This is a genomic window from Paraburkholderia sp. A1BS-2L (genome assembly GCF_051125205.1).
Classification (GTDB): domain Bacteria; phylum Pseudomonadota; class Gammaproteobacteria; order Burkholderiales; family Burkholderiaceae; genus Paraburkholderia.
Map to the genome: position 1 here is coordinate 2,631,624 of NZ_CP120428.1, position 20,622 is coordinate 2,652,245.

The 20,622-nt window shown below is 63.3% G+C and carries 19 protein-coding genes and 1 riboswitch; of the genes, 13 read left to right on the plus strand and 6 right to left on the minus strand.

The window, feature by feature from the left end; genetic code table 11:
• Positions 1-122: 122 nt before the first annotated feature.
• Positions 123-289: riboswitch (FMN riboswitch) on the minus strand.
• 377 nt (positions 290-666) lie between these two features.
• From miaB to P5W98_RS11995, 4 genes are all read left to right on the plus strand, one after another.
• A complete protein-coding gene (gene miaB, locus P5W98_RS11980; protein ID WP_421024714.1) occupies positions 667-2,040 on the plus strand; it encodes a tRNA (N6-isopentenyl adenosine(37)-C2)-methylthiotransferase MiaB in 1,374 nt (457 codons plus the stop codon).
• 29 nt (positions 2,041-2,069) lie between these two features.
• Positions 2,070-3,206 (plus strand): PhoH family protein, encoded by a 1,137-nt coding sequence (locus P5W98_RS11985; protein WP_421024715.1) that lies wholly within the window; start codon positions 2,070-2,072, stop codon positions 3,204-3,206.
• 56 nt (positions 3,207-3,262) lie between these two features.
• Positions 3,263-3,724 carry an rRNA maturation RNase YbeY gene (ybeY, locus tag P5W98_RS11990; RefSeq protein ID WP_421024716.1) on the plus strand — a complete coding sequence of 154 codons (462 nt, stop codon included), beginning with the start codon at positions 3,263-3,265 and terminating at the stop codon, positions 3,722-3,724.
• Between the two features lie 109 nt (positions 3,725-3,833).
• Entirely contained in the window at positions 3,834-4,457 is a 624-nt protein-coding gene (locus P5W98_RS11995) for a gamma-glutamylcyclotransferase (RefSeq protein ID WP_421025267.1), read from the plus strand.
• 28 nt (positions 4,458-4,485) lie between these two features.
• On the opposite strand, the gene P5W98_RS12000 is transcribed toward P5W98_RS11995, so the two are convergent.
• The 3 genes from P5W98_RS12000 to P5W98_RS12010 are packed head-to-tail and all read right to left on the minus strand — an operon-like array spanning position 4,486 to position 6,260.
• A complete protein-coding gene (locus P5W98_RS12000; RefSeq protein ID WP_421024717.1) occupies positions 4,486-5,166 on the minus strand; it encodes a DUF799 domain-containing protein in 681 nt (226 codons plus the stop codon).
• A gap of 10 nt (positions 5,167-5,176) precedes the next feature.
• Positions 5,177-5,557, minus strand: a complete 381-nt coding sequence (locus P5W98_RS12005; protein WP_421024718.1) for a DUF4810 domain-containing protein — start codon at positions 5,555-5,557, stop codon at positions 5,177-5,179.
• A 43-nt stretch (positions 5,558-5,600) separates the two neighbouring features.
• Positions 5,601-6,260 carry a CsgG/HfaB family protein gene (locus tag P5W98_RS12010; RefSeq protein ID WP_421025268.1) on the minus strand — a complete coding sequence of 220 codons (660 nt, stop codon included), beginning with the start codon at positions 6,258-6,260 and terminating at the stop codon, positions 5,601-5,603.
• Between the two features lie 428 nt (positions 6,261-6,688).
• On the opposite strand from P5W98_RS12010, the gene P5W98_RS12015 reads away from it, so the two are divergent.
• The 7 genes from P5W98_RS12015 to P5W98_RS12045 all read left to right on the plus strand — a co-directional run bounded on the left by P5W98_RS12015 (position 6,689) and on the right by P5W98_RS12045 (position 15,226).
• Positions 6,689-7,582: an HlyC/CorC family transporter gene (locus tag P5W98_RS12015; RefSeq protein WP_421024719.1), complete on the plus strand. Its 894-nt coding sequence runs from the start codon at positions 6,689-6,691 to the stop codon at positions 7,580-7,582.
• A gap of 240 nt (positions 7,583-7,822) precedes the next feature.
• Positions 7,823-9,526 carry an apolipoprotein N-acyltransferase gene (gene lnt / locus P5W98_RS12020; protein WP_421024720.1) on the plus strand — a complete coding sequence of 568 codons (1,704 nt, stop codon included), beginning with the start codon at positions 7,823-7,825 and terminating at the stop codon, positions 9,524-9,526.
• A 234-nt stretch (positions 9,527-9,760) separates the two neighbouring features.
• Positions 9,761-10,768, plus strand: a complete 1,008-nt coding sequence (glyQ, locus tag P5W98_RS12025) for a glycine--tRNA ligase subunit alpha (RefSeq protein WP_421024721.1) — start codon at positions 9,761-9,763, stop codon at positions 10,766-10,768.
• 16 nt (positions 10,769-10,784) lie between these two features.
• Entirely contained in the window at positions 10,785-12,884 is a 2,100-nt protein-coding gene (glyS, locus tag P5W98_RS12030) for a glycine--tRNA ligase subunit beta (RefSeq protein ID WP_421024722.1), read from the plus strand.
• A gap of 30 nt (positions 12,885-12,914) precedes the next feature.
• Complete coding sequence (gmhB, locus tag P5W98_RS12035) at positions 12,915-13,478, plus strand: D-glycero-beta-D-manno-heptose 1,7-bisphosphate 7-phosphatase (protein WP_421024723.1); 564 nt, start codon at positions 12,915-12,917, stop codon at positions 13,476-13,478.
• Between the two features lie 32 nt (positions 13,479-13,510).
• Positions 13,511-14,272, plus strand: coding sequence for a lysophospholipid acyltransferase family protein (locus P5W98_RS12040; protein ID WP_421024724.1), 762 nt, complete (start codon positions 13,511-13,513; stop codon positions 14,270-14,272).
• 57 nt (positions 14,273-14,329) lie between these two features.
• Positions 14,330-15,226: a M48 family metallopeptidase gene (locus P5W98_RS12045; RefSeq protein WP_421024725.1), complete on the plus strand. Its 897-nt coding sequence runs from the start codon at positions 14,330-14,332 to the stop codon at positions 15,224-15,226.
• A gap of 137 nt (positions 15,227-15,363) precedes the next feature.
• Here P5W98_RS12045 and P5W98_RS12050 read toward each other — a convergent pair whose 3' ends face one another.
• Positions 15,364-16,614, minus strand: a complete 1,251-nt coding sequence (locus P5W98_RS12050) for an IS256 family transposase (protein WP_421024726.1) — start codon at positions 16,612-16,614, stop codon at positions 15,364-15,366.
• A 210-nt stretch (positions 16,615-16,824) separates the two neighbouring features.
• On the opposite strand from P5W98_RS12050, the gene P5W98_RS12055 reads away from it, so the two are divergent.
• Positions 16,825-18,204 carry a UDP-glucose dehydrogenase family protein gene (locus P5W98_RS12055; RefSeq protein ID WP_421024727.1) on the plus strand — a complete coding sequence of 460 codons (1,380 nt, stop codon included), beginning with the start codon at positions 16,825-16,827 and terminating at the stop codon, positions 18,202-18,204.
• Between the two features lie 125 nt (positions 18,205-18,329).
• Complete coding sequence (locus P5W98_RS12060; RefSeq protein WP_421024728.1) at positions 18,330-18,764, plus strand: hypothetical protein; 435 nt, start codon at positions 18,330-18,332, stop codon at positions 18,762-18,764.
• Between the two features lie 48 nt (positions 18,765-18,812).
• Here P5W98_RS12060 and P5W98_RS12065 read toward each other — a convergent pair whose 3' ends face one another.
• Both P5W98_RS12065 and P5W98_RS12070 read right to left on the minus strand, forming a co-directional pair.
• Positions 18,813-19,316 (minus strand): GDP-mannose mannosyl hydrolase, encoded by a 504-nt coding sequence (locus tag P5W98_RS12065; RefSeq protein WP_421024729.1) that lies wholly within the window; start codon positions 19,314-19,316, stop codon positions 18,813-18,815.
• An 8-nt stretch (positions 19,317-19,324) separates the two neighbouring features.
• Positions 19,325-20,611 (minus strand): glycosyltransferase WbuB, encoded by a 1,287-nt coding sequence (locus P5W98_RS12070; RefSeq protein WP_421024730.1) that lies wholly within the window; start codon positions 20,609-20,611, stop codon positions 19,325-19,327.
• Positions 20,612-20,622: the final 11 nt, after the last annotated feature.

Here is a 20,622-nt window from a genome sequence, read left to right on the forward strand (position 1 = left end):
AAACAGACAGGAATCCCCGGCGAACGGCGTAGGGCGCGCGTGCCGGAGCACGACGCCGGAACGTCGCGCGCGAGGCCCGCGCGGGCAGAGCAGCCGCGGCGGTTGGGCAAACATGACCATCTGCACATCTTCTTTCATCCGGACTATGACCGTCGGCCCTGGCATCGCACCAGATCTGCTGACCCCGCGCGAAAGGCTTCGCGCAGGCGCTCGCGGGCTCGTCGGCCTTGCCTTGCGGCGCGGCCGGCATACCGCCGGTGGGGAATTCCACCCCGCCCTGAAGACGCACTGATTGCCGGTTGAACCGGCTGGCAAAGGATACCGCAGAGTGCGCCGTTGTGCAGCGCAGTAAAAACCAGTAGACGTAGCGGCCGTGGGCGATCCGCACGGAAATCGGCGATGGGCTGATCAGCGCATGAGGCTATAATGGCAGATTGCGCTGAAAGCACCTGAAAGCCCGATTTGCACCGCGAACTGGCGGCAAAAATACGCAAAAGGATGTAAATCAGCACGTAAATCGGCACGCGAATCGCGCTTGCCGAGGTGCGCCATGGCCAGGTGGCCCGGCCACCTGTTTCAGCCCTCTTTTATCACCGTAGTCCCGAAGTGCACGAGTGCATCAACCGGACGACGCCCCCAGGTAAACCACTGCGAACGGCGACCCCGATGACCAAGAAAGTTTATGTAAAGACCTTTGGCTGCCAGATGAACGAGTACGACTCCGACAAAATGGTCGACGTGCTCGGCGCCGCTGAAGGCCTCGTCAAAACCGACACGCCCGAAGACGCGGACGTGATTCTCTTCAACACCTGCTCGGTGCGTGAGAAAGCCCAGGAGAAGGTGTTCTCCGACCTCGGCCGCGTGCGCGAGCTGAAGGAAGCGAACCCGAACCTGCTGATCGGCGTGGGCGGCTGCGTGGCGAGCCAGGAAGGCGCGGCCATCGTGCAGCGCGCGCCGTACGTGGACCTCGTGTTCGGCCCGCAAACCCTGCACCGCCTGCCGCAGATGATCGACGCGCGCCGCGCTTCGGGCCGCGCGCAGGTCGATATCACGTTCCCCGAAATCGAGAAGTTCGACCATCTGCCGCCCGCACGCGTGGAAGGCCCGAGCGCGTTCGTCTCGATCATGGAAGGCTGCTCGAAGTACTGCAGCTACTGCGTCGTGCCGTACACGCGCGGCGAGGAAGTCTCGCGCCCGCTCGACGACGTGCTCACCGAAATCGCCGGCCTCGCCGACCAGGGCGTGCGCGAAGTCACACTGCTTGGCCAGAACGTCAACGCTTACCGCGGTGCACTCACGCAAGGCGCGCACGACATCGCCGACTTCGCCACGCTGATCGAATATGTCGCCGACATTCCCGGCATCGAGCGCATCCGCTACACCACTTCGCACCCGAAGGAATTCACGCAGCGCCTGATCGACGCTTACGCGAAGGTGACCAAGCTCGTGAGCCATCTGCATCTGCCGGTGCAGCACGGCTCGGACCGCGTGCTCATGGCGATGAAGCGCGGCTACACCGTCCTCGAATACAAGTCGGTGATCCGCAAGCTGCGCGCGATTCGCCCCGATCTCTCGCTTTCCACGGACATCATCGTGGGCTTTCCCGGCGAGACTGAAGAGGACTTCGAGAAGACCATGGCGCTCGTCGACGAGATGAAGTACGACACGAGCTTCTCGTTCATCTACAGCCCGCGTCCGGGCACGCCCGCGGCGAACCTGCACGACGACACGCCGCGCGAAGTCAAGTTGAAGCGCCTCCAGCATCTGCAAGCCACGATCGAAGAGAACGTGCAGCGCATCAGCCAGTCGATGGTCGGCCGGGTCGAGCGCATTCTCGTGGAAGGCCCGTCGCGCAAGGACCCGAGCGAACTTTCGGGCCGCACCGAGAACAACCGCGTCGTCAACTTCCCGGCGCCGCTCGCTTCGCACGCGCGCCTGATCGGCCAGATGATCGACGTGAAGATCAACCACGCCTACCCGCACTCGCTGCGCGGCGAGCTCGTGCTCGCGCACGAAGACACTTCGGCACTCCCGCATTGAGCGGCGCCTGAACGGAGTTCACTGATACCTTGAAGCCCAATCAGCAGCATCTGGAATTCAACGCGCCGCGCGACGACAATGCGCGGCTCGCGAACCTCTGCGGCCCGCTCGACGAAAACTTGCGGCAGATCGAGCAGGCACTCGACGTAACCCTCGCGCGGCGCGGCCATCGCATCTCGATTCGCGGCCGCGGCGCGAAACTCGCGCTCGCCGCGCTCGAAAACTTCTACAACCAGGCGCGCGATCCGCTTTCGGTCGACGACATCCAGCTCGCGCTGGTCGAGGCGCGGCATCCGGGCAATCCCGCCAACGATCCGCGCGCGAGCGGCAACGGCGGCGTGCGTGGAAACAGCGGCGGCAACAATGGCGGCAACAACGGCGCCGATGCCGCCGAGATCGACCCGCGGGACGTACGATTTCGCGGCGACCCCGACCACCCGTTCGACGAGCCCGCGCGCGAAGGCGTCGACGTAGAGGAACTCGGCCCGAAGCTCTATACGCGCCGCGCCGACCTGCGCGGCCGCACGCCCGCGCAGCGCGAGTACCTCAAGCAGATCATCTCGCACGACGTGACCTTCGGCGTCGGGCCTGCGGGCACGGGCAAGACCTATCTCGCGGTGGCCTGCGCCGTGGACGCGCTCGAGCGCGACCAGGTCAAGCGCATCGTGCTCACGCGCCCCGCCGTGGAAGCGGGCGAGCGCCTCGGCTTCCTGCCCGGCGATCTCGCGCAGAAGGTGGACCCGTATCTGCGCCCGCTGTACGACGCGCTCTACGACCTGCTCGGCTTCGACAAGACCGCGAAAATGTTCGAGCGCCAGATGATCGAAATCGCGCCACTCGCGTACATGCGCGGACGCACGCTCAATCACGCGTTCATCATCCTCGACGAGGCGCAGAACACCACGCCCGAGCAGATGAAGATGTTCCTGACGCGTATCGGCTTCGGCTCGAAGGCCGTCGTGACCGGCGACACCACCCAGGTGGACCTGCCGCGCGGCCACAAGAGCGGGCTGATCGAAGCGCAGCAGGTGCTCGCCAACGTGCGCGGCATCGCGCTCACGCGCTTCACGAGCGCGGACGTCGTGCGCCATCCGCTCGTCGCGCGTATCGTCGAGGCCTACGACGCGCATTCGAAAAAGGATGAAAGCGGCGGCGACGCGCGCTAAGGCACGAGATCGAGCCCAGATTGGAGCCCGAATTTGAATCGCCACGAATCACGCACATGGCCCGCGCACCGAAACTCAAACTGAACGTGCAGTTCCCCGCCGCGAAGGCGTTTCCCGAGCACAAGGCCACGCTGCCACGGGCCACCGTGGCGGCGTGGATAAAGGCCGCGCTATTCGCCGATGCCGAACTGACCGTGCGCTTCGTCGACGCGGAAGAAGGCCGCACGCTCAACCGCACGTACCGCGGCAAGGACTACGCGACCAACGTCCTCACGTTCGCCTACGCCGAAAGCGAGAACGACCCGGTGACGGGCGACCTGATCCTCTGCTGCCCGGTAGTGGAGAAGGAAGCCGCCGAACAGGGCAAGCCGCTCTCGTCGCACTACGCGCACCTGCTCGTGCACGGCACGCTGCACGCGCAAGGCTACGATCACGAGGACGACGCCGAAGCCGAGGAGATGGAGGGCATCGAAACCGAGGTGCTCAACTCGCTCGGCTTTCCCGACCCGTACAAGTAAGGCCACACGCCCCCCTTCCGGCCCGAGCCCGTCAGACATGAACGACAAGCGCGCGAACGATTCCAGTGTTGTTGCCGAACCGCTGGTGAATGACGCGCCCGCCAGCGGCATGCCCAGGCCCTGTCCTGGCTATCCGCCGTCGCTCGGCGAGTCGCGCCTGCTCAGCGAAGACGAACTGCGCGCATCGCTCGACCACACACTTGAGCCATGGGACCGCACGAGCGACATCTGGCTGTTCGGCTATGGCTCGCTGATCTGGAACCCGGGCCTGCCGACCGTCGAGAACGTGCGCTCGCGCGTGCATGGCTACCATCGCGGCCTGTATCTTTGGTCGCGCGTGAATCGCGGCACGCCCGAGCAGCCGGGCCTCGTGCTCGCACTCGATCGTGGCGGCTCGTGCGCCGGCGTGGCGTTCCGCCTGGCCGCCGATGGCGTCATGCCGCATCTGGAAGCACTGTGGCGCCGCGAAATGCCGATGGGTTCGTACCGGCCCGCCTGGCTGCCCTGCTCGCTCGTCGATGGCCGGCGCGTCGCGGCGCTCGCTTTCGTGATGCGCCGCGACGTGCCCACCTACACGGGCAAGCTCGGTGAAGACACGGTGCGCCAGGTGTTCGGCTGCGCATCGGGCCGCTACGGCACGACGCTCGACTACGTGCGCCGCACCGTCGAGGCCCTGCGCGAGAGCGGCATGCCCGACCGGGCGCTGGAGCGGTTGCTCGCGCGCTGCGCGTGAGCACCAGGCCCGGTTCAGCGCAGCAAGCTCAATCGCTGCCGTACTTCGGCGAATGCGGGCCGTAGAGGATCCCGTTCGGCTGCCCCGCGGACAACAGCCTCTGGCTCGTCAAACCCGCCACCTCCTGGCTCTCGTCGGCGAGCGAATGCGCCACCTGCTTGACCGCCGCCTGCACCATCATGCCGATAATGCTGCCGCTACCGAAGTCCACGTTGCCGAGTTCCTTGCCGTTGGCCGTCGCGCTGCCCTGCCAGAGCACATCGCCCGTACCGAGGCTGACGAGCTTCGCGGTCGCCGAGACGGACGTATTGCTGTCAACCACCCGATAGACGGAGCCGTACTGCGTGACCTTCGTGTAGAGCACGGCATCGGCGCCGAAGATTTCATGCAGTTTCTTCGGCGACGTAGCCTGCATCTCCACGGGCAACGCAATGCCGTTCTGGCGGAAGGTCTCCGCCACTTCGGCCACGGGCAGAACGTAGTAGCCGGATTCCGCGAGCGGCATTGTCATCTGCGACAGCATGCCGTTGGTGGCATTCACATCGACGGTTTCGTTCAGCGGCGGCAGCACCAGAATCGAGCGCGGCTTTGCGCTCTTGAACGCGGTGTAGTCGTAGCCGGCGGTTTGCTTCTGCGGCCCCACGCACGCGGCGAGCAGCGCGGAAACCGCGAGCACCGGCAGGCATTTCAGTATCGAAAATTTGAGCATGATGGCGTGCCTACTTCGAGAGGTTCTTCAACAAAAAGTCCATGTATGCGGACGACTCAGGGAAGGCCTCCTTCTCGGCACGCAGTTCCTGCTGCGCCTGCTGGCCCTTGCCGACACTCGCGTAAAGCGAGCCGAGGTGGGCATGAAAACCGGGGGGCGGCCGGTTGCCCTTGGCGCGGATCTGTTGAAGCGCCTGTTCGAGCGCAGTGATCTGCTCTTCCGGGCTCGTCTGCCCTTTCAGGTACGCGTAGACCTGCGGCTGATAGGCGTCCCATTGATAGAGCGTGGGTTGCGTGCGCGTCGCACAGCCGGCGAGCAGCGCGCCGGCAACGGCCAAGGCAACGCCAAGCGGCGCAGCGGTGGACCGCCGTGTAGTGTGGGTTTGGGTCATAGGTCTGAGTCTTCTGTTCAAACAGGATGGATTCGCGCGGCCGTCACTTCACGGCGGGCAGCCCAGCGGTTGCGAGCGCGCCTGCATCGACGCGTTCCGCGAGGCGATTGACGGCCTCCTGAATCGCGAGGTCGAGCACCTTGCCATTGAGTGTCGAGTCATAGCCCGCCGTGCCGCCAAAGCCGATCACCTCGCGGTTCGACAGGCTGTATTCGCCCGCGCCCTGCGCCGATAGCACGACCTCCGACGTGACCGTATCGACCACATTGAGGCTCACCTTCGCGTAAGCCACCTGGCTCTTGCCGCGCCCTAGGATGCCAAATAGCTGCTGGTCGCCGACTTCCTTACGGCCAAACTCCGTCACGTCGCCGGTGAGGATGTAGCGCGCGCCCCTGAGCGCCTGTGCCTGCTTCGTGAAGCCGGCCTCCTGGCGAATCTCGTCGAGGTTGTCTCGGTCGAGCACATTGAAGCGCCCGCTCTGCTGGAGCGCCGTGATCAGAATGGTTTTGGCCTGACCGCCCAGACGGTCGATCCCGTCCGTGAAAATGCCGCGCATGTAGCTCGAGCGGTTGTCGAACTTGCCGACGGCGACCGCCACCGGCTTGCCGGCGTATGGCGTGCGCGCCACCGCCACTTCCGGGACCGGCAGCGTGCGCGACGCTTCAGTCGCGCAACCTGCCAGAACAATGAACAAAGACGGCACGAGCCATGCCGCACACCGCGTTGCGCACTGCTTCGATAGCACCTGCAAGATGGGTCTCCTTACGCACCTGGACCGGACCTCGTGCCCGGCCAACGACGCGCGGAACCATTGGGGGGTTCCGCGTGAAGGTCCGAATTAGAGCAAGGTCGCTGAAAGGAAAATGTCAAACAATCCAGCGCAGGTGACACCCATCAAACCCAGGACAAAAATCATCCAAATCTGAAACCCGAAAATTCGCGAGATATGGCCGGCGCATCGGGCAAGCTCATCGACGACCACTGCCGCATGCCGTGCGCCCCCCCGGGCACCTCGCATCTGCGTTAGGATGGATCACGGGCATGCCCTACACGGGCGCGCCACACGCATGCTGTATCCTTTCCTATCCGCAACAGCGCGCCCAGCCATCAAGAGGCCCAGGGCGCACCACCATGAACGACTCTTATCCCAGTCGACGACAAACCGGCAAACCCCAGGAAAAGCGCTCCCTGCTCGAGCGGCTGACCGACTTCATCTCGCCCGAGCCCGACTCGCGCAGCGAGCTTCTCGAAATCCTCCAGGACGCGCACGCGCGCAATCTGATAGACGCCGATTCGCTTTCGATGATCGAAGGCGTGTTCCAGGTGTCCGAGCTCTGCGCGCGCGACATCATGGTGCCGCGCGCCCAGATGGATGCGATCAACATCGCCGATAGTCCCGACGAATTCATCCCCTTCGTGCTGGACAAGGCGCATTCGCGCTATCCCGTCTACGAAGGCAACCGCGACAACGTGATCGGCGTGCTGCTCGCGAAAGACCTGCTGCGCTACTACGCCGAGGAAGAATTCGACGTGCGCGGCATGCTGCGCCCGGCCGTGTTCATCCCCGAGTCCAAACGCCTGAACGTGCTGCTGCACGACTTTCGCCAGAACCGCAATCACATCGCCATCGTCGTGGACGAATACGGCGGCGTGGCCGGCCTCATCACGATCGAGGACGTGCTTGAGCAGATCGTCGGCGACATCGAGGACGAATACGACTTCGACGAGGAAAGCGGCAACATCATCGCCTCGCCCGATGGGCGTTTCCGCGTGCGCGCGCTCACCGAGATCGAGCAGTTCAACGAAACGTTCGGCACCCATTTCTCGGACGACGAAGTCGACACCATCGGCGGATTCGTTACGAATCACTTCGGACACGTGCCGCATCGCGGCGAAAAGGTCCGCATCGACGACCTGATCTTCGAGGTGCTGCGCGCCGACGCGCGCCAGCTGCACATGCTGCTGGTGCGCCGCGATCCGCTCGCCGGCCAGCGTGAAGCCGCGTTGCAGCCGCAGGGCACCTGACGCCCTGCGCCCGCGCGCGCTTTGAACGACGCCGGCCTGCGGGCCGGCGTCGCGCTTTTCAAGCCGGCGGAGTGCGATCGCGCCCCCAAACGTCACCTCAAACTCGCCCCGGCGCCACACAATGCCGCTGCGTGAAAATGCTATCGTTGCGCTCGCTGCGCACACGGCGTGTGCAGCGAACGTTTTGCAACCCGCGCCTCGCGCGCCCCTGCAGTCGGACTGCAGCGCCCAAGCACACCCATGGCTGAACCGATCGATTCCCGCACGCGCGACGGCGCGCGCGCCGCAGACACACCTACCGCCGCGCGCCGCGCGCTGCCGGCCTGGTACTACGTGGCCGCTGCCGGGCTGGGCGCGCTCAACACGCTTTCGTTCGCGCCCACACCGCACGGCGGCTGGCTCGAAATCGCGATCTTCGCGGGCTTTTACTTCTGGCTCACGCGCACCACGGGCTGGAAAAGCGCGCTCTTCACCGGCTGGGCGTTCGGCTTCGGCAACTTCGTGACCGGCGTCTGGTGGCTGTATGTGAGCATGCACTTCTATGGCGGCATGCCCGCCGCGCTCGCCGGCGCGGCGCTTGTGCTGTTCTCGCTCTACCTCGGTCTCTATCCGGCGCTCGCCGCGCTGGTCTGGTCGTTTTGCGCGGGACACGCACGCAACGGGCGCACCCTGCCGTTTTCGCCGACATGGCATGGCGCCTTTGCCTTCGCGAGCGCGTGGGCGCTGGGCGAATGGGCCCGCGGCTACGTCTTCACCGGCTTTCCGTGGCTTTCGAGCGGCTACGCGCAGGTGGACGGGCCGCTGACCGGGTTCGCGCCGATCGTCGGCGTCTATGGCGTGGGCTGGGTGCTCGCGCTCGTCGCGGCGCTCCTCGTCCAGGCACTGGTGCACGTGCGCAAGGCGGGATCCGACGCGATTGGCGGGCCTGCGCGCGGCGGCACTACCGGCTCCATCGGCTTCTCCAGCTCCATCGGCGCGGCGGCCACGCCGGCCATGATGGCTGTAGCCGTGACCGGCGTTGGCCTGCTGCTCCCGCTCGTCAACTGGACGCACCCCGAAAACACCCCGCTGAACGTGCGCCTGCTGCAAGGCAATGTGAAGCAGGAGATGAAGTTTTCCGAATCCGGCCTCGAAGAATCGCTCGCCGAATTCCAGCGGCTCATCACCGAAAAGCCCGCCGATCTCGTCATCACGCCCGAGACCGCGATTCCGATACTGCTGCAGGAAATGCCCGAAAAATTCGGCCGCGATATCCGCGCGTTCGCCGACGGCACCCACACCGCCATCCTGTTCGGCGCCGTGGGCGGCACAATCACGCCGGACCGGCGCGTAGTCGACTACACCAACAGCCTGTTCGGCATCACGCCCGGCCAGAACGGCTTGTATCGCTACGACAAGCACCACCTCGTGCCCTTCGGCGAATTCGTGCCGTGGGGCTTCCGCTGGTTCGTGAACCTCATGAACATCCCGCTCGGCGACTTCGCGCGCGGCGCCCCCGTACAGCCGCCGTTCCTCGTGCACAACCAGCCCGTCGCCGTCGACATCTGCTACGAGGACATCTTCGGCGAGGAAATCGCGCGCACCGTGCGCGAGAATCCGACCTCGCCGGGCATCCTCATCAACTCGACGAACCTCGCGTGGTTCGGCGACACCATCGCGCTCGACCAGCATCTGCAAATCGCGCGCATGCGCTCGCTCGAAACCGGCCGGCCGATGCTGCGCGCGACCAATACGGGCGCCACTGCCGCCATCGACGCGCACGGCAACGTGATCGCCCGCCTGCCCGCCTTCACCGTGGGCTCTCTCGACTTGCGCGTGGAAGGCACCCAGGGCTTCACGCCCTACGTGAGGAGCGGCAACAACACGGTGATCGCCGTGTCTCTCGTGTTGCTGGCACTCGGCTTCGCATTCGGGCCCGCCCGCCCCGGTCGCAAGAAGGCTTGATGCGCCAAAATATATCCGGAATGTGCCTGGTCCCCGCGCGCCGGTCTCAACGCTGCGCCAATCCGGTAAAATTCAAGGTTTTAGCACCGGGCCGCCCCTCCTGACCGGGGGCCGGGACCGCAGCATGCAAGGAATCCCCGCCACGCGCGAAACACCCGGCCACACCCGGCCGCGCGTGGCGGACCTTGCCGCCGCAGCCCACGCCGTTCGCCCTAAAAGACACTGCAGGCACACATGCTCACGTTTCAGCAAATCATCCTGACGCTCCAGTCTTACTGGGACAAGCAGGGCTGCGCGCTGCTCCAGCCGATCGACATGGAAGTCGGCGCCGGCACCTCGCACGTCCACACCTTCCTGCGCGCAATCGGCCCCGAGCCGTGGCGCGCGGCCTACGTGCAGCCGTCGCGCCGCCCGAAGGACGGCCGCTACGGCGAGAACCCGAACCGCCTGCAGCACTACTACCAGTACCAGGTGGTGCTCAAGCCCGCGCCGGAAAACATCCTCGACCTGTACCTCGGCTCGCTCGAAGCACTCGGCTTCGACCTGAAGCAGAACGACGTGCGCTTTGTCGAGGACGACTGGGAGAACCCCACGCTCGGCGCATGGGGCCTCGGCTGGGAAGTCTGGCTCAACGGCATGGAAGTCACCCAGTTCACGTACTTCCAGCAAGTGGGCGGCATCGACTGCAAGCCGGTGCTCGGCGAAATCACCTACGGGCTCGAGCGTCTCGCGATGTACCTGCAAAAGGTCGAGAACGTCTACGACCTGATCTGGACCGAGTGGGAAGAAGAGGGCCCCAACGGCCCCGAGCTGCGCCGCCTCACTTACGGCGACGTCTACCACCAGAACGAAGTCGAGCAATCCACGTACAACTTCGAGCACGCGAACGTCGACCTGCTGTTCACGTTCTTCAACGCCTACGAAAGCGAAGCCAAGCGCATGATCGAGTTCCAGCTCGCGCTACCCGCCTACGAACTCGTGCTCAAGGCCGGCCACACGTTCAACCTGCTCGACGCGCGCGGCGCGATCTCCGTGACGGAGCGCGCAGCGTATATCGGCCGCATTCGCGCGCTCTCGCGCAGCGTCGCGCAGTCGTACTACGAATCGCGCGAGAAGCTCGGCTTCCCGATGCTCGGCAATCCGGTGCACGGCGTGCCGGGCCTGACCACCGACGAACAGGACGCCGCGATGCCCGCGTGGGCGCCGCCGCTGAAGGTCGAACGCAAGTTCGACGAGGCATGACCGGATCTCCAGAACAATGACGCAAGCTCATCACGCCACCCTCCTCGTCGAACTGCTGACCGAGGAACTGCCGCCGAAGGCCCTCGCGCGCCTGGGCGACGCATTCGCCGAAGGCATCGCACAGCGCCTCGCCGCACGCGACCTGATCGAAGGCGACCTCTCATTCGAGCGCTACGCCACGCCGCGCCGCCTCGCCGTGACGATCAGAAACGTGCGCAATGTCGCGCCCGAAAAACAGGTGCGCGAAAAAGTGCTGCCCGTTTCGGTCGCGCTCGACGCCAACGGCCAGCCCACCGCGCCACTCGCGAAGAAGCTCGCGGCGCTCGGCTTTGCCGACTTCCCGGTAAGCGACCTCGAACGCGCGAGCGACGGCAAGAACGAAGCGTTCTTCCTGCGCTACTCGGCGCCGGGCGCCACGCTCGCCGACGGCCTGCAGGCCGTGCTCGACGAAACGCTCGGCAAGCTGCCCATCCCGAAGGTCATGACGTACCAGCGCCCCGACGGCAGCAACGTGCAGTTCGTGCGTCCGGTGCACCGCCTCACAGTGCTGCACGGCGAGCAAATCGTGCCAGTCACCGCATTCGGCATCGACGCGGGCGACACCACGCGCGGCCACCGCTTCCTCTCGCACGGCAACGTCGCCATCACGCGCGCCGACGACTACGCACACACGCTGCAGCACAAAGGCCGCGTGATCGCGAGCTACGCCGACCGCCGCGAAGCCATCCGCGAACAACTCATCGAACAAGCCGGCGACGACAAGGTCGTCATGCCCGAAGCGCTGCTCGACGAAGTGAATTCGCTCGTCGAATGGCCCGTCGTGTACGCGTGCAAGTTCGAGGACGAATTCCTGCAAGTGCCGCAGGAATGCCTGATTCTCACGATGCAGACGAACCAGAAGTACTTCGCGCTCACCGATGCCGCAGGCCGCCTGCGCTCGCGCTTCCTGATCGTCTCGAACATCGAGACCGAAACGCCGGGCGAAATCGTCGAAGGCAACGAGCGCGTCGTGCGCCCGCGCCTCGCCGACGCCAAGTTCTTCTTCGAGCAGGACAAGAAGAAGCCGCTGGCCGAGCGCGTGCCGCTGCTTGCGAACGTGGTCTATCACAACAAGCTCGGCTCGCAGCTCAAGCGCGTGGAGCGCCTCGAAGCGCTCGCGGGCGCCATCGCCGACATGTGCGACGCCGATGTCGCGCTCGCCAAGCGCGGCGCGCGCCTCGCCAAGGCCGACCTGTTGACCGACATGGTGGGCGAGTTCCCCGAGCTGCAAGGCACGATGGGCACCTACTACGCGCGCCACGACGGTGAGCCCGAAGAAGTGGCGCTCGCGTGCTCCGAGCACTACCAGCCGCGCTTCTCCGGCGACGCATTGCCGGGCGCGGCCACGGGTACCTTCGTCGCGCTCGCGGACAAGCTCGAGACGCTCGTCGGCATCTGGGGCATCGGCCTTGCGCCGACCGGCGAAAAAGATCCGTTCGCGCTGCGCCGCCACGCGCTGGGCGTGCTGCGCATCCTCGTCGAGAAGCAACTGCCGTTGGATCTCGTCGAACTGCTGCGCACGACTTACGCGCAATTTGCGGGCATCGAAGCGGTAACGGAATCGACGCAAGCGATCTACGAATTCAGCATGGACCGCCTGCGCGGCATGCTGCGCGAACGCGGCTACGCGGCGCAGGAAATCGACGCGGTGCTCGCGATGGACCCCACGCGCCTCGACGACATCGTCGCGCGCCTCGACGCCGTGCGCGAATTCGCGGCGCTCGAGGAAGCCGCGTCGCTCGCGGCGGCCAACAAGCGCATCTCGAACATTCTCAAGAAGTCCGACGGTGTCGAGGACGCAGGCGTGCAGAGCGCGCTTTTCGTGGAAAGCGCGGAGAAGGCACTGTTCGCGCAGCTCGAACAGGTCGCGCCTCGCGTGCAGACGCAACTGGCCGCGCGCGAGTACACGGGCGCGCTCACGGCGCTTGCAGCACTGCGCGAAACCGTCGACACGTTCTTTAACGACGTGATGGTGAATGCCGAAGACCCCGCGCTGCGTGCGAACCGCCTCGCGCTGCTCAAGGCATTGCATCGCCAGATGAACAGCGTTGCCGACATCTCGCGCCTTGCGGCGTGATGGCGTCGTGACACTCTACTGAGCGACGCCATGCCGACCAGCACCAGCCGCAAACTCGTGATCCTCGACCGCGACGGCGTGATCAACGTCGACTCCGACGCGTTCATCAAGACCGTGGACGAATGGATCGCGCTGCCGGGCAGCCTCGAAGCGATCGCCCGCCTGAATCAGGCGGGCTACCGCGTCGCCGTCGCGACGAACCAGTCCGGCATCGGCCGGGGCCTGTTCGACACGACGGCGCTCAACGAGATGCACGCGAAAATGCAGCGCCAGGCCGCCGCGGTGGGCGGACGCATCGACGCCGTGTTCTTCTGCCCGCACACCGCGCAGGACCACTGCGACTGCCGCAAGCCCAAGCCCGGCATGCTCAAGATGATCGCCGAGCGCTTCGAGATCGATCCCGCGGATACGCCCGTGGTGGGCGATTCGCTGCGCGACCTCCAGGCTGGCGCGGTGCTCGGCTTTCCCACGCACCTCGTGCGCACGGGCAAAGGCGAGAAGACGCTCGCGGCGGGCGGCCTGCCCGAAGGCACGAAAGTGCACGCCGACCTGCGCGCGTTCGTGCTCGATTTCCTCGCGAACGAGCAGGCCTGACGCGCCCCCTGCCCCAACGAACGGTCCTATCGATGCGCTTCATCCGCTCCCTGCTGCTGTTCACCTACCTGATCGTCTACACGATCCCCTACGCGACGGCGTGCTTCATTGCGTTCCCGTTCCTGAACGCCGAGCGGCGCTACTGGATGGCCGTGGGCTGGTGCCGCTCGACGGTGTTCGTCGCGCGCTGGCTCAACGGCATCCGCTACCGCATCGAGGGCATGGAGAACCTGCCCAACGGGCCCGCCGTGCTGCTCTCGAAGCATCAGTCGGCATGGGAAACGGTGGCGCTTCCCGCACTGATGCCGCGTCCGCTGTGCTTCGTGTTCAAGCGCGAACTGCTCTACGTGCCGTTCTTCGGCTGGGCACTGGGCATGCTGAAGATGGTTCACATCGACCGCAAGGAAGGCAAGTACGCATTCGCCTCCGTGACGCGCCAGGGCAAAGCGCGCATGGCCGAAGGCGCCTGGGTCATCATGTTCCCGGAAGGCACGCGCACGCCGGTGGGCAAGCAAGGCAAGTACAAGACCGGCGGCGCGCGCTTTGCGATCTCTACAGGCGCGCCCGTCGTGCCGATCGCGCACAACGCGGGACATGTCTGGCCCCGCAACTCGTTCCTCAAATATGCGGGTATAGTCACGGTATCGATCGGCAAGCCGATCGATACAACCGGGCTCACGCCCGACCAGTTGAATACACGCGTGGAGCAATGGATCGAAACCGAAATGCGACGCATCGATCCTGACGCGTATCGCGAAACGGATGGCGCATCGGTGGACGCCGCGCGGATCTGACGCCTGAGCGGCAAGCTGGCCGCGCGCCACGCATGCAATCCCGCACCCAGCCCGACGATGCAGAAGTCCTCTACGCCGCGCCCCGTCGCGGCGCTCGACAATGGGCAACTCGATTTGCCGCTCTTTGCTGAGCCGGCTGTTCCGGTTGCTACGCCCTCGCCTTCATTGCCGTTTTCCGCTCCGCCTCCCGCACAATCACCTTTCACGGCGCCCAAGGCACCGCTTGCGCCCGATGGTACGCGGCTGCGTACGCTCGAACTGGGCGCGCGCATGCTGCACTATCGGCTCAAGCGGTCCTCGCGCAAGTCGATCGGGTTCGCCATCGACGGCACCGGACTCACGATCACCGCGCCCCGATGGGTGACGATCGCCGATATTGAAACGGCTATTGCCGAAAAACAGCGCTGGATCTTTGCGAAGCTGATCGAGTGGCAAACGCGCGTCGAGCAGCGCGCGCTGCCGCGCGTGGAATGGCGCGATGGCGCTGAACTGCCCTATTTTGGCAAGCCGATGCGCGTGAGGCTGGGGGCATCGGTGCTCGCGTTTGACGAGGCGACGCGGGTGCTCGCGTTGCCGCTGCCGCCGCACGCGGACGCGCAGCAGATCAAGGACCGCGTGACGGGCTGGCTTCAGGGGGAAGCGACGCGGATTTTTGGCGAGCGGCTTGCGGTTTATGCGGCGAGGCTTGGGGTTACGTTTCGGTCCTATGCGCTTTCTTCAGCGATGACGCGCTGGGGGAGTTGTTCTAGCGAAGGACGGATTCGCTTGAACTGGCGGTTGATTCATTTTCCGCTTTCGGTGGTCGACTATGTTGTGGCGCATGAACTCGCGCATTTGCGCGAGATGAATCACAGTCCGCGATTCTGGCAGACCGTGGAGTCGATTTTTCCCGAGTTTCGTGAGGCCAGGAAGCAGCTTAAGCAGCATCCGCCGGAGATGGTGCCGGGGATGTGAATGAGGAGCTCCGTTCAACGGAAAGCCCCTTCTCGACAGCATCTATGTGAACCTTTGCTCGAGGTTGCCGCGCATTTGTGCGTCCTACGACAAATGCGGGGGTGTCAGAATTTCCGTGTTCAAGGCGGGGTTGAGAATCACACGGATGGTCGAACGAATCGATCCGCGTAGAGGATAGCGAATTGGTTCATGGCTGTCTTCCAGTCGTGAGCCGCACGGCCCCAGTCAGCGGTGATGTTGCGCAGTGCCAGCCAGATCAGTTTTGTTGCCGCATCATCGCTCGGGAAGTGGCCTCGGGACTTGATGATCTTGCGTAACTGCGAATTGATATTCTCGATGGCGTTCGTCGTGTAGATCACCTTGCGCACGCCCGGCGGGAACGCAAAGAACGGAATCACGCGATCCCAGGCGCGGCGCCACGCAGCACTGACCGGCGGGAACTTCTGGCCCCAAGGACCTTCGGCAAACGCCTCCAGTTCGGCCTGTGCCGCTTCTGCGCTTGGCGCGGTGTAGATCGGGCGGATCGCGGCGGCCAGCGATCTGCGATCTTTCCAGCTCGCGTAATCAAGGCTGTTGCGGATCAGATGCACGATGCAGGTTTGCAGGGTGGTCGCCGGGAACACAGCCGCGAGCGCTTCGGGCATGCCCTTGAGGCCGTCGGTGACAGCAATCAGGATGTCGCCCACGCCACGCGTTTTCAGATCGTTGAACACCTTCATCCAGAACTTCGCGCCCTCGGTGTTCTCGATCCACAGGCCCAGGATGTCGCGTGTGCCGTCGGGCAGAATGCCCAGCGCCAGATAGACGGCCTTGTTGCGCACGACGGCATCCTCGCGGATCTTCACGCGCAGCGCGTCGAAGAACACGACCGGATACATCGGCTCAAGCGGTCGGGCCTGCCATGCGGTGACTTCGCTCATCACCTCGTCGGTGACCGAACTGATGAACTCGGGCGAGACCTCGGTAGCGTATTGCTCTTGCAGGAAACCCTGAATCTCGCGCACGGTCATGCCTCGGGCATACATGGCGACGATCTTGTCGTCGAAGCCCGTAAAGCGTCGCTCATGTTTGGGAATCAGCAGCGGCTCGAAGCTGCCGTCACGGTCGCGCGGCACCTCGATGCGGATCGGGCCGTCTTCGGTCAGAACCGTTTTGGCACCACGCCCGTTGCGCTGGTTCGTCACGCTCGCCGGTTTGGCAGCGCCTGGCGCGTAGCCGAGGTGGTGATTGAGCTCGCCGCCCAGCGCGCGCTCGATCAGCGCCTTCTTGAGGGCGAGCGTCGCGGCGTTGATGGCTTCGGCCGTCATCGGGCCGTTGCCGAATTGCTCCAGCAGTTCAGCGGGAATCGCCGGCAGCTCTACCGGCGGGGTTTTTGGTTTGCGAGGCATAGGTTCTCCAGGGGAGCATCATATGCCTTGAACACGAAATTAATGACAGGCCCCAAATGCGTCCCAATTTCAGAAGCCTCTGATTTCGCCACGTCAGGTCACGACATTACGCTAACCGCCGGATCTGCCCTGCGGAGGAAAGGTGTGCGCAATATGCGGCGCCCCCGCCCGGCATGCGTGTCCTCAGGCTAAATCAAGGCGTATGAATTCATGAAAGTCACAATCGTCGGTACCGGTTACGTTGGACTCGTCACCGGAGCATGTCTTGCTGAATTGGGAAATCACGTCCTTTGCCTCGATGTCGATAACAAAAAAATCGACCTGCTCAACAGCGGAGGCGTGCCGATTTACGAACCAGGGCTGGGCGACGTCATTGCCAGGAATCGCGAAGCAGGACGCCTCGAGTTCACCACCGATATCGCATACGGCGTCGAACACGGCGAAATACAGTTCATTGCAGTCGGTACGCCTCCCGACGAAGACGGTTCCGCAGATCTCCAATACGTGCTGGCCGCCGCGCGAAACATCGGCAAATATATGACCGAATTCAAGGTCATCGTCGACAAATCGACTGTGCCTGTCGGGACGGCCGACAGGGTACATGCGCAGATCCATAGTGAACTCGCCTCACGCAGCCTGGACTTGCAATTTGCCGTTATCTCGAATCCCGAATTCCTGAAAGAAGGTGCGGCGGTCGAAGACTTCATGCGGCCCGACCGGATCGTGATCGGCCACGGTTCAGACGTCCAGGGCCTGCGTGCAAAGAGTCTGATGGAACAACTTTATGCACCGTTCAACCGCAATCACCAGCGGACGCTGCATATGGACGTGCGCTCCGCGGAATTCACGAAATATGCGGCGAACGCCATGCTTGCCACGCGCATCTCGTTCATGAACGAGCTCGCCAATCTCGCGGATCGCGTGGGCGCGGATATTGAATATGTTCGACGCGGCATCGGCTCCGATCCTCGCATTGGCTATAGCTTTCTCTACGCTGGCTGCGGCTACGGCGGTTCCTGCTTCCCGAAGGACGTTCAGGCACTGATTCGTACAGCGAGTGAATTCGATATGCCACTAAAGGTGCTTGGTGCTGTCGAGGCAGTCAACGACAGGCAGAAGACCATGCTCTTCGACAAGATCCTGTGCCACTATGACGGAAAGCTTGCTGGCAAGCGCTTTGCAATCTGGGGGCTCGCGTTCAAGCCCAATACCGACGACATGCGTGCAGCGACTAGCCGGCTGCTGATTACGGAATTGGTACGCGCAGGTGCAACGGTCAGCGCCTACGATCCGGTCGCGCTCGACGAGGCAAAGCGCTGCCTTGCAGCGGACCTTGGACCGGACAGCTTTGAACGTGTGCGCTTCAGCCGCGAGCGCGATGCGGTGCTCCAGAACGCCGATGCGCTAATTATCGTTACCGAGTGGAAGGAATTTCGCTGTCCGGATTTTGGACAGATGAAAGCGGTACTAAAGGATACCGTCGTGTTCGATGGGCGCAATCTTTACGAGCCGGCGGCGATGCGCGACGCAGGCTGGACATACTATACGATCGGCCGGGACAACTCGCCTGCGACTACGGCCAATGTATGAATAGCGCAGCAACAATACCGCTTGTCGTGCTTATCGTCCTCGGCGGCTGGATGGCTCCCTCCACCGCCCATGCACAAAATGCGTTCGGTACTGTGAACCCTTGGGGGCCGGCTGGCGCAGTTGCCATGGACGATCATCAGTCGGACTCCAATTCGTCAGACGATGATCTGCTTGGCGCCCCTCAAATGGCACTGAGCACCTATATGCCAAGCGAAGCGGCGTGGCGGCTGGGTGCGCCACGCAGTAACCCGTTGCTCGGCGGCCCGCCCGACTACGAGAGTCAGTTCATGGCGGTTTTCCGCTCACACACTCAAATTGGATCCGACATGTCGCGCTTCGGAACCCCTTCCCCGAACGCTATAGGTGACCTCCTGTTGCCAGCTTCCAACAATGAAGTCCGCAGGTCCCAGCAGTTGCCCCTGAGTCACCGGGCCAAGAACGGCCAGTTGCAAGCAAAATCCGCAAACGCCCGAAGAAACGGTACACAGGCTTTGCTGACGCCAGCTAACGCTGTGGCGAGATCCGAAGCCCCTTCGACGATTTACCGTTCTCCCTGGTAACTCGGCCTGCTAGCGATACTGCGGCTGGCAGGCCTCGACCACCTGAAACTATCCGATCCCAGCTGCCGAAGCAGTGCTTAAGCGCTGCGGCGCGCCCTTCCTGAAGTAAGCACGGGTGTTCGGATGAACGTTCGAATCGCTCAGGATCGCCTCTGCGGACGCCCAACGATAGCCGCGATGCTGCTCGACCGGAAGCGTGCATAGGCCGACGAGACGGTTCAGCTTGTAGCCAAGAACAACGTAGTGCGTGGAAATACCTGGCGTACAAAAATAATTGTCTTCGTAGAAGTGTTCATAAACACCAACCAACTCCGCATCGTCACGAGTCAGATTGTCGCGACCGAGTTCGTCGTGAGCTATTCTGCGAAAAGCGTCATTAAGCGCCTCATCCTTACGAATACGTCCACCCGGTACAAACCAGTACCCTTGTGCCGGCCTGTTGATCCGATGTCCAAGCAAATACTCTCCCTCAGCATTTGACACGAGCAGATCTATGGCTATCAACGGAGTTGCCGCGATGGCGTTCAGGAAATGTTCATCGGATAACTTCATGGAAATACTTAATTCGATCTAGTGGCGCAACGCGCATTGAGCGTTGCTTCGAATGAGCCAAGCACTGCATCGCGCGATAGCACTGACTCCGCAAATTCCCGCCCGACTTTTCCAAGCCGGGCGCGCTCCTCCGAATTCCCTGCGAGCCGCTCGATCGCCTGCGCGAGTTCCTCTGGATCCCCCGGCCGCACCACGACGCCACGCGACGAAACGATGTCGTAAAGCTCGGTCCCCGGATTCGCCATCGCGATGACTGCTCGGCCGCTCGCAAACATGCCAGTCAACTTTGACGGCATCACGAGGTCTGCCGCGTCGGCGCGCTGCGGTAAAACGTGGATATCGGCGAGATTGAGGAGTTCATTCAGACGTTCCACAGGCTGAAGCTCAAGAAATCGGCAATTGGGCGCTTCGCCGCATGTCGCGATGAGAATGTCTCTTCCAGGGCCATTCCCACAGAACACAAAATAGAAACCTCTGCGTGACGCCAGCCTGTCTGCCACCTCGGCGAGCACATCAAGCCCCTGCTTGACACCCATGTTTCCCGAGTACAAAACAACAATTTCGTCATCGGGAATATTCAGCTCGGCGCGCAGCTCGCCAGGACAGTTGAGCGGATAAATTGCACTGGTATCGGCCCAATTCAGGAAACGTACGATTTTTTCCGGAGCAACCCCCTTGCACAAGGCCCGCTCAATCATCTTGTTTGAGATCGTGGAAATTGTGTCAAATCGGTTGAATAGCGTGCGCTCCACAAAGAGCGCCAATTTCTTGAACATCGACCCGGTGAGCACGCCCAGACTAAACGCGGCGTCCACTTCATAATCCTGAACATGAAGCCATGCATGTGCGCGCGTGATGCGTGCAACCAGCCATGCGCCCGGTGCATTCATCAAACTGGGGGCGACGCAGATAACCATCTGCGGCCGCCAAAAAATCTGGCGCAGCATGACTGGAAAGCTCGACGCAGCAAAGCTCGCGAGATGCACAATACGACGCAAGCCTTTGGGCTGCTCCGGCACCCATAAAGGGGTCCGCCAAACAGATACGCCGTTGCGCTCCTGCCTGGCATACTTGATTGGAGAGAATCCATTCGCGACGCGCCACGCCGGGTAGTACGGCGGAGCACAAACCACGCGCACCTCATGACCGCATTTGGCCAATACCTCAGCCATCTCCGCCGTGTACTTGCCGATCCCTGTGAGTTCAGGCGCGTAGTTTATTCCGTGGATTAAAATCTTCATTGAAGCTTTAAAAAATTTTTCGTGCTCAAGAGGATTTATTTTATACGACGGCAAGAATTGTCCAC

Bases quoted from the DNA above. Each gene is read 5' to 3' on its own strand.
- glyS (WP_421024722.1), top strand. From the start codon at position 10,785: ATGACGCAAGCTCATCACGCCACCCTCCTCGTCGAACTGCTGACCGAG.
- ybeY (WP_421024716.1), top strand. From the start codon at position 3,263: ATGGCCCGCGCACCGAAACTCAAACTGAACGTGCAGTTCCCCGCCGCG.
- P5W98_RS12055 (WP_421024727.1), top strand. From the start codon at position 16,825: ATGAAAGTCACAATCGTCGGTACCGGTTACGTTGGACTCGTCACCGGA.
- P5W98_RS12015 (WP_421024719.1), top strand. From the start codon at position 6,689: ATGAACGACTCTTATCCCAGTCGACGACAAACCGGCAAACCCCAGGAA.
- P5W98_RS12040 (WP_421024724.1), top strand. From the start codon at position 13,511: ATGCGCTTCATCCGCTCCCTGCTGCTGTTCACCTACCTGATCGTCTAC.
- lnt (WP_421024720.1), top strand. From the start codon at position 7,823: ATGGCTGAACCGATCGATTCCCGCACGCGCGACGGCGCGCGCGCCGCA.
- P5W98_RS12050 (WP_421024726.1), bottom strand. From the start codon at position 16,614: ATGCCTCGCAAACCAAAAACCCCGCCGGTAGAGCTGCCGGCGATTCCC.
- miaB (WP_421024714.1), top strand. From the start codon at position 667: ATGACCAAGAAAGTTTATGTAAAGACCTTTGGCTGCCAGATGAACGAG.
- glyQ (WP_421024721.1), top strand. From the start codon at position 9,761: ATGCTCACGTTTCAGCAAATCATCCTGACGCTCCAGTCTTACTGGGAC.
- P5W98_RS12065 (WP_421024729.1), bottom strand. From the start codon at position 19,316: ATGAAGTTATCCGATGAACATTTCCTGAACGCCATCGCGGCAACTCCG.
- P5W98_RS12060 (WP_421024728.1), top strand. From the start codon at position 18,330: ATGGACGATCATCAGTCGGACTCCAATTCGTCAGACGATGATCTGCTT.
- P5W98_RS11995 (WP_421025267.1), top strand. From the start codon at position 3,834: ATGCCCAGGCCCTGTCCTGGCTATCCGCCGTCGCTCGGCGAGTCGCGC.
- P5W98_RS12000 (WP_421024717.1), bottom strand. From the start codon at position 5,166: ATGCTCAAATTTTCGATACTGAAATGCCTGCCGGTGCTCGCGGTTTCC.
- P5W98_RS12045 (WP_421024725.1), top strand. From the start codon at position 14,330: ATGCAGAAGTCCTCTACGCCGCGCCCCGTCGCGGCGCTCGACAATGGG.
- P5W98_RS12005 (WP_421024718.1), bottom strand. From the start codon at position 5,557: ATGACCCAAACCCACACTACACGGCGGTCCACCGCTGCGCCGCTTGGC.
- gmhB (WP_421024723.1), top strand. From the start codon at position 12,915: ATGCCGACCAGCACCAGCCGCAAACTCGTGATCCTCGACCGCGACGGC.